The 7,911-nt window shown below is 69.9% G+C and carries 2 protein-coding genes and 1 pseudogene; all 3 read right to left on the bottom strand.

Translation table 11 applies throughout. The features are described from left to right. Window positions 1-2,504 (bottom strand): annotated as a pseudogene (locus ACTOXK_RS11660) (hypothetical protein); the annotation flags it as partial. Between the two features lie 175 nt (window positions 2,505-2,679). After that, on the bottom strand, window positions 2,680-2,814 hold the full coding sequence (locus tag ACTOXK_RS11665) for a hypothetical protein (RefSeq protein WP_289637582.1): 135 nt from the start codon (window positions 2,812-2,814) through the stop codon (window positions 2,680-2,682). A gap of 200 nt (window positions 2,815-3,014) precedes the next feature. Next, window positions 3,015-7,157 (bottom strand): hypothetical protein, encoded by a 4,143-nt coding sequence (locus tag ACTOXK_RS11670; RefSeq protein WP_482279966.1) that lies wholly within the window; start codon window positions 7,155-7,157, stop codon window positions 3,015-3,017. Window positions 7,158-7,911 lie beyond the last annotated feature (754 nt).

Raw genomic sequence — 7,911 nt, forward strand, 5'->3', positions numbered from 1 at the left:
GCGGGCTGCCCCGGCCCCGTCGACACCTCGGGCTCGGGCGCGTCGGGGTCGGTGCAGTCGGGGTCGGGCTCGGGCGTCACCGCGGGGTTCGGGTCGATGGGCGAGATGGCCACCTCCACCTCGGGGGCGTGGCCGGGGTCGTCGATCGGGTTCGCGCTGGCCAGGTAGTTCGCCGGCGCCGCATCATCGTCGTTCGGGGGCAGGTACTGCACCGAGATGACGTGGCGGCCGTTGGGGGTGGCCACGGGCACGAGGTGGTCCACCTCGGCCGGCGAGGCGGTGTAGGTGAAGGTGGTCGTGTCCCCGCTGGCCGTGGCGTTGGCCGGCAGCACCGTCCCGTCAGGGAGCGTCTTGTCGGCGAAGAGGATCTCGATGGGGTCGCCCACCTTCTTCCCGTCCACGAACAGCTGGATGTAGCCCTGGGGCGCGGCGCAGGTGGCCTTGGTGGGGGCGCCGGAGGGGTCGGTGTCGGCCCGCCTCACCGCGCAGGTGAGCGACAGCTTGCGGTCCGAGGGGTTCTCCTGCGAGCTGGCCTGGCCGTTCTCCCAGGTGGCGCTCTTGATGGCCACCTGGGATCCGATGGGCCGGATCTCGCAGCGGCCCGTGGCGCGGTGGCCCCAGTAGCTCTCCGAGAAGTTCCCCTCGGTGTCGTCGGAGTACTGGGTCGATATGGCCGTGAACGTCATGGCGCCCACGTCGGCGCCGTTGTCGGTCTCGGCGCCGACGGGGTTGCCCGACGGGTCGAGGCGCTGGTACTTGAAGGTGATCTTGTCGGCCTCGGTGAGGTCGCGCCCGTCGGGGGCGCGCAGGGGCAGCGGGAAGACGGGGAACGGCTCGCCGTCGTAGTACTTGCTGAGGCCGGCGAGGTAGTCGGCGTCAAGCTCGAAGTCCACGTAGCGGCGCAGCTTGCCGTCGTTGGTGACCCCGGGCGGCAGCGAGCTGTCGGCGGGGCGGAACAGGGGCAGCGGCGTGACGGGGGTGGGGTTGCCGCTCTCGTCCAGCTTGTCGGTGTCCAGGTAGGTGAACTCCACGGTCACCTCGGAGTCCCTCACGACGCGCTCGGGCAGCCACAGGTACAGGTGCCCCTTGTCGAACTCGGCGGGCGCCCCGTAGTCGTAGGGCACGCCGTCCACCTTGAGCTCCCACTCGCTGAGGGCGAAGGCGCTCTCGCCCACGTCCGAGGTGAGATCCACCTGGATCATCTTGATGGGCTCGCCCTCAGCGTTGTGCGCGCTGCCCTCGAAGGTGAATCGCTCGGGGTCGCGGCCGTTGCCGATGGAGCCGCCGGTGATGGTGATGTCGGCGTTCGGCGCGCCGATGTCCCCGCAGCCTGCGATGGGAGGATAGGCAGTTGAGGGGATGAGAGTGCCGCCGGTGAAGATCATCTTGAACGCAGAGCTGTCGGCGGGGATGCAGGCGGCTCCGAACCCGCTGCCGTGGTCGCCGCCCTTGGAGATGACGTAGCCGCCGTTGATGCGAATGTTGCCGCAGGCGCCCTGGTTGCCGCTGCCCACGCCGGCGCCGTGCTGACTGCCGATGGCGGTGAGACGGCCTCCGTTGATGGTGATCCAGTCATCGAGGCCCGTGCCGTTGCCTCCCCAGCCGCCACCGCCGATGCCGGCTGAGCAGTTGTATCCCCCAGCCTCGTAATTGTACGAGCTGCGGGCGGTGACGAGGCCGCCATTCATGGTGAAGGCTCCCCCATCCTCCCCTCCGGTGCCGTACGAGGGGTCACCGCGGCCGCCAATGGCCGCAGAGATCCCTGCGGTGCACCAGACAACAAGGGACCCCGGGTTCTCGCTGTCCATGACGGTGAGGGGGTCACCCTTTTTGATCTTCGTACCGTTGGCCAGGGTAATATCGGCGGGGACGAACCCGTTCTCGGGGACTACGGTGTTTCCCGAGCGATCCTGGTTGAGAATCGAGTCGTCGATGGTAAGGGCGGCTCCCTCGGGGTTATGGATGCCGGAGCCGTTCGACGCGAGGGCGACAAGGGAGTTCTGCGTGCCGTCGGCGAGTACCAGATGGCATGAGGCGCCCTTGGCGATATCGAGGGCGCTGTAGGTGGCGACGGACGATGGCGCGCGAACGCCGACGCCTGCCAGGGTGATGTGGGCCTCGCGGCCGGCGGGAACGATGAGGCGCGTGCTCACGGGGTTCTTGTGGATGCCCGGGATTGTGCGCGCGCTCTCGTCCTCTTTGTCGGAGATGGTCTGGTCGTCCGTTTGCAGGGCGAAGTGCTTGTCGGTGTTCACCGTGAGCGATTGGGCGGCATCGTCGTAGGCGAAGTCGGCGGCGGTCACCGCGTCGCCGTCGACGCCCCAGATGGTGAACCCGCCCAGCTCGAAGGAGCCGGGGGCGGGAGCCGGCTTCGCGCCGTCGGATACGGGGATGGCGTCGGCTGCCGCCGCAGCCGGCGCGCCGGCGGTCAGATGGGCCATGCCGGCCGTGATGCGGCCCAGGGGAGATGCCGTCGCGGTGCTCGTGGCGGGAGAGTCCGGCACGTCGCCGGGAGAGGAGCTCTCCCCGTCGGCCGATGCGCCGTCGGAGGGGCTGGTGGCCGCAGGGGAGCCGTCCTCGCCGGAGGAGGCTGGGGAGCCGGAAGAGGAAGATGGGTCCGGGGAGTCCGGGGGAGAGGAGGAGGGAAGGCCGTCGTCGGGCGATACGTCGCCTACCGGCTCAGAAAACTCGATGGGGGGGGGTCTCCGTGCCCTGGCCCTCCGGCTCGGCGAGGGCCGCCGCGGGGAACATCCCGCAGGCGAGCGCGGCCGCCAGGCCGAGGGCCAAAAGCGAGACCGCTCGCTTCTCTCTCATGTCGGATCTCCTTCTCTCGCAGGCCGGGTCGCATCCTTCGGGTGCGCGGGACTGCTGCCGACCTGTCAGCGTACCGTGGCCGAATATACCCCTTCGGCCCGCTTTCCGCAACCCTGAGTGGGTCAGTCGGGGTTGGAGGCGGCGGAGGGGCCGGGGGCGCGAAGCCGCCGGCCCCTCCTGCATGATGGGCGGACTTTTGCCTACCGCGGGCTGCGCGCCCTGCGCCGCCGCGACGCGAGCAGGGCTGCGCCGGCCGCCAGGGCCAGCGTCAGGGGCAGGAGCGCCGCGGCCAGCAGGGCGTCGCCGGTCTGGGCCAGCTTGTGGGCGATGGTGGTGCGCCGCTTGCCGCCTTCGTCGCCGTCCAGCACGCCGCCCGAGGCGTCCGCGCCGGGCGGATAGGCGGGGTCGGAGACGGCCTTGCCGCGGCCCTGCTCCCAGGCGTCCCAGCCGCCGTCGGGGGAGAAGGGGGCGCCTGGCTCGGGATGGGTGCCGTCGGGGTCCCATGCGCTCGGCGGCGTCCCGTAGCCGAGCGCCACGTTCCCGATGTCGGCGCCGACGGCGTCGGCGGTCACGAGCGCGTCGAAGGAGAGGACGGCGGCCTGCCCGCCGTAGAGGTGCCCGCAGGCCACGGCGAGCGTCCTCGTCTTCGGGTCGTAGGCGGCGTCGTCGACGGAGACCTCCGAGCCGTCGGGCAGCGCGAGCTTGATCGTGCCCGCCACGGGCTCCAGGCCCTCGGGCACGTCGTCGCGGATCGCTGCGTCCATCCAGCTCGTGCCCGCCCCCTCGTTGCGCAGGGTTATCTCGTAGCGCACCGTGTCGCCCACGCGGGTGGTGCCGTCGTCCCGGCTCGTGTTCTCGGCCGTCTTCCCGATGGCGACGTCGCCCTCGGCCGGGTCGTCGCCCACCACGACGGGCGGGACCGCCGGCGGCGAGGACGCCTCGGGCTCGCCCGCCGGGGGCTCCGCGGGCCCTCCGGGCTCGGGGGCCTCGGGGCGCGCCCCCGGGTTCTCGGAGGGCACCTTCCCGCCGGCGTGGGCAGTGTTCGCGTTGTCGGCCCCGAGGGCCGCCTCGCCCACGGTGCACTCGAAGGTCAGCACGGCCCTGTGCCCGCCCCACACATCGCCGCAGGCCACCGCAATGGTGCGGCCGGCCCGGTCGTAGGCCTCGTCGGGCACGGCGACGGGCTCCCCTCCGTCCACGGAAAGCCGCAGGGTGCCGGGCACGGGCTCGATGCCCGCCGGCAGCGGGTCGGACACGACGGCGCCCATGAGGCAGCTGTCGGCGGCACCGGCGTTCGAGAGCTCGATTGTGTAGCGCAGGCGGTCCCCCAGGTGCGTCACCTTGCCGCCGGGGGCGGTCAGGTTCTCCACGCTCTTGGACACCCGGACGTCGGGGTCGGCCGGCGCCACGGTGCCTCCTCCGGGGGGCGTCGCCGGGCCGGTGTCGGGCGGGGCCACCGGCCCCACGTCGGGGCCGTCCGGGTCGTCGGGGTTGGGGCGCTTGCCCGTAGCCGAGGCGATGTTGCCCAGGTCTATGGCGGCCGGGTCGGAGAAGTCGAGCCCCCCGCGCACCGTGCACTCGAAGGTCACCGTGGCCGAGGCCCCGCCGGCGACGTTGCCCACGGGCACCGTCAGCACGGGCCTTCCGTCGGCCGCCGGCGCCGACAGCGCGAACCTGCCCACGTCGCCGGCCGCCACCGACGGCGCCTTCGAGAGCGGCTTGCCCGCGGCGCCCGCCGACGGGTTGTCCAGCCGCACGGACCTCTCGTCCAGCTCCAGGCACGCCGGTAGCGGGTCGGTGACCACGACGTCCGTCCACAGCGACCCCTTGGCCCCGTTCGACGCCGTGATTGTGTAGCGGATGCGGTCGCCCGGCTGCGTCGGCCCGTCCGGATGGGTCAGGTTCTGCGCTTTCTTGGCGAGCGCCGGGGCGGGCGCGATGGCCGGGTCCGGCGCCACCTGCACCGGCGCCCAGGGGGCCTTCGAGTCCCCGGAGGGCTCCTCGCTGGCCAGGTAGTTCGCCGGCGCGCCGGCGGCCTGCTGGGCGGCGTCCGGCGGCAGGAAGCGGACCGACACCCGGTGCTCGCCCGCGCCCGCGGGCGCCGCGTCGAGCCCCGCGGCGGCCGCCGTCATCGAAAGCGACACGCGCGTGCGGTGGCCCGCGGCGTCGTCCCCCTCGCGCACGGCGTTGGCGGGCAGCACGGTGCCGTCGGGCAGCGTCGCGTCCTCGAAGCGCAGCTCAACCGGGTCTCCCACGGGCTTCCCGTCCACGTACAGCTGCACGCGGCCCTCGGGCGAGGCGCAGGTGGGCTCGGTCAGGTTCGACCCGTCGGCCGCCGGCGGGGCCCCGTCCACGGTGGCGCCCCGCTCGACGACGGCCTCCACGGCCAGCGCCCGGTCGGCGCCCTCCCCGGCGCCCCACGAGGCCTTCACGTCTGCCACCCTCGAGGGGATGGCCCATATCTCGCACCACCCGAAGGCGCGGTGTCCCCAGTAGTTCTCCTTGAAGCCCTCGGTGGTGGAGTACTGCCGCGAGATCATGGTGAACTTCATGATCCCGACGTCGGAGGGCATCTTGTTGCCCGTGGACACCTCGCCGGACACGGCGTTTCCGCCCACGGCGTCGAAGCGCTGGTACTTGTAGTCGCAGGCCAGGGGGTCGTTCAGCACGCGGTCGGGGTCCTTCGGCGGGGCGATGGGCCTGGCCTTCAGGTCGTAGGCCTCGAGGGGCCGCCCGTCGTAGTACTTCTTCAGGCCGGCGAGGTAGGACGGGTCCAGCTCGAACTCCTCGTAGCGCTTCAGCTTCGTGCGGTTCGGGTCCTCCGGGTCGGCGGGGCTCGCGGGGTCGCGGAACAGGGTGTCCGGCTCCACGCGCGTCCCGTCCTCCCTCTCGTAGCCCAGGTCGATGGAGATCACCTTGTCCTTGGCCGACGCGGGCAGCCAGAGGTACAGCTTGCCCTCGTGGAACTGCGCGGGAGCGCCGTAGCCCTGCGGCACCCCGTCGATGCTCAGGCCCCATTTGTCTATGGTCTCGTTGCCGACCCCGTCCGAGCCGAGGTCGACGGTGATCATGAGCACCTTGTCCTCTTCTCGGTACTCGCCTTCGCTGCCGTAGGCTGTACCGCCGAGGCCTTGGAAGCGGCCCGATGAGAAAACCGAGCCTCCCGCGATGACGACACGCCCTTCGCTTCCAGCATCGAAGTCCATGAACGTGCTGCCGAGAGTACTAGGGATCAGCGTACCGCCCGTCACCTTAATGACGTTGCCGGCGTTTGTGCCGCCGTGGCAGCTGGTGCCGAAGCCGCCGCCGTGAGAGCCGCCCACCGAGGTGATGAGACCTCCGTTTATCTCAATGTTGCCAGCGAGAGGGTAGTTGTAGTTTCTGCTCAGAATAGTGTCCGGAGGAGCGAGCGAGGCGAAGTTATTGCCGTTCCAGGCGCCCGCTCCGATGCCTGCTGAATGAAAGCCGCCATGGCTTTCGATACGCCCTGAATTGATAGCGAGCGTCGTGTCAGTGGTATTGCCGCCCGATCCTCCTCCGATCCCCGCTCCTGTGTCGGAATCGTTGCCGCCATACGAGGCGCTTGCTGTTATCTTGCCCCCGTTGATAGTGATTCTGCCGCCGCTTTCCTGACATGAGCCTCCGATGCCCGCGGCCGCCCCGCTGCCTGAAACAGTGAGTACTCCGGGGCTACGACTGTCGAGGGCGGTGTGGGTGCTGTTTGCGGTCAATTTCTTACCGTCTATGAGCGTGACTTCGCGGTTGATAACACCACCGATGGGAATCACCATGTTTCCGGCTGCATCGAGGTTGCGAACGGCATCGTCAATGACGAGATCCGAGCCCTCTCCGCACCGAATGCCAGGGCGATGTCCACCCGACGACGCGAGGCTGTTGTCGCTTTGGTCGGCCAGTACCAGATATAGGCTTGTCCGGTTCCTGACCTGCGCGCCTTCCATCGCCTTTGTTCCGTTGTCGGTATCGAGGCTATGGGTCATGACATTGAGGGGTATCTGATGGGAGACATGCACGCCGTTCAAGGTGATGGCCGCGTGCACGCCGGGGTTCACCTGGATGCCCGTGGCGCCCGGCGCGTCCTTGCTGTGGCCGGCGGCATCCGAGAAGACGAGGGGCGCGGAGGTGAGCACCTCCACGACGTCCGATGTGCCGTAATCGGCCCCGTTGTACTGCACGGCGCCGGGCGTGTACGTGAAGTCCACGCCGTAGGCCCCGCCCTTCACGCGCAGGTCGCCGCAGGTGACCCACCCCTGCGCGTCGGGGGAGGGATCGGCCGAGGCCGCGGCGGAGAGGGGCAGCCCCGCCTCGGCGAGGGCGCGCGCCACGGGGTCGGGGGTGCTGCCGGGCGCTACATCGGGAGCGCCCGGCTGGGGAGCGGTGTCGGATTTTTCGAAAGAGGGAGAAGCGGAGCCCGCGGCATCGGTGGCTTGCGGCCGGCTGTCGGGCGGATCGCCTTCGGCCGGGATGGTCTCGCCGGGGTCGGTAGCGTCGTCTACGGCCTCAGAAAACTCGATGGGGGGGGGTCTCCGTGATTTGGCCCTCCGACTCGGCGAGCGCGGCCGCGGGCATCATCCCGCAGGCGAGCGCGGCCGCCAGGCCGAGGCTCAGAAGCGACCCCCGTCGCTTCTCTCTCATGTCGGATCTCCTTCTCTCGGGCGCCCTTTTGGCGCCAGGTCTGCCCGAATATACCCCTTCGCCCCGCTTTCCGCAACCCTGAGCGGCGCGGTCGGGGTAGGGGAGACGCCGTAAAGTTGAGAGGGGTGCCCCTAAAAGCTTTACACCGAGCAGCTAGGCGGGAGAAAGGTTTTGGGGAAAGAGCGGGCCAGATGCCGACGGACCTATTCTTCATACGTATACATAATATTTTGGCTGAATCTTGAATATCTTACGTATACGTATGATACTATAGACGACACAGAACGGATTACCTATACGTAAGAAACGAGGCGTCATGGACATAAGCCGCGATCAGATCATAGCCCAGGGGGTGCGCGTGACGGAGGGGGCTGCGCTGGGGGCGGCGCTCAGGAGCCGCCGCAAGAGGCTCGGCTACACCCAGGAAGATCTTGCGGACATGCT

This window comes from Adlercreutzia sp., assembly GCF_056795635.1.

Bases quoted from the DNA above. Each gene is read 5' to 3' on its own strand.
- ACTOXK_RS11665 (WP_289637582.1), bottom strand. From the start codon at position 2,814: ATGAGAGAGAAGCGAGCGGTCTCGCTTTTGGCCCTCGGCCTGGCGGCC.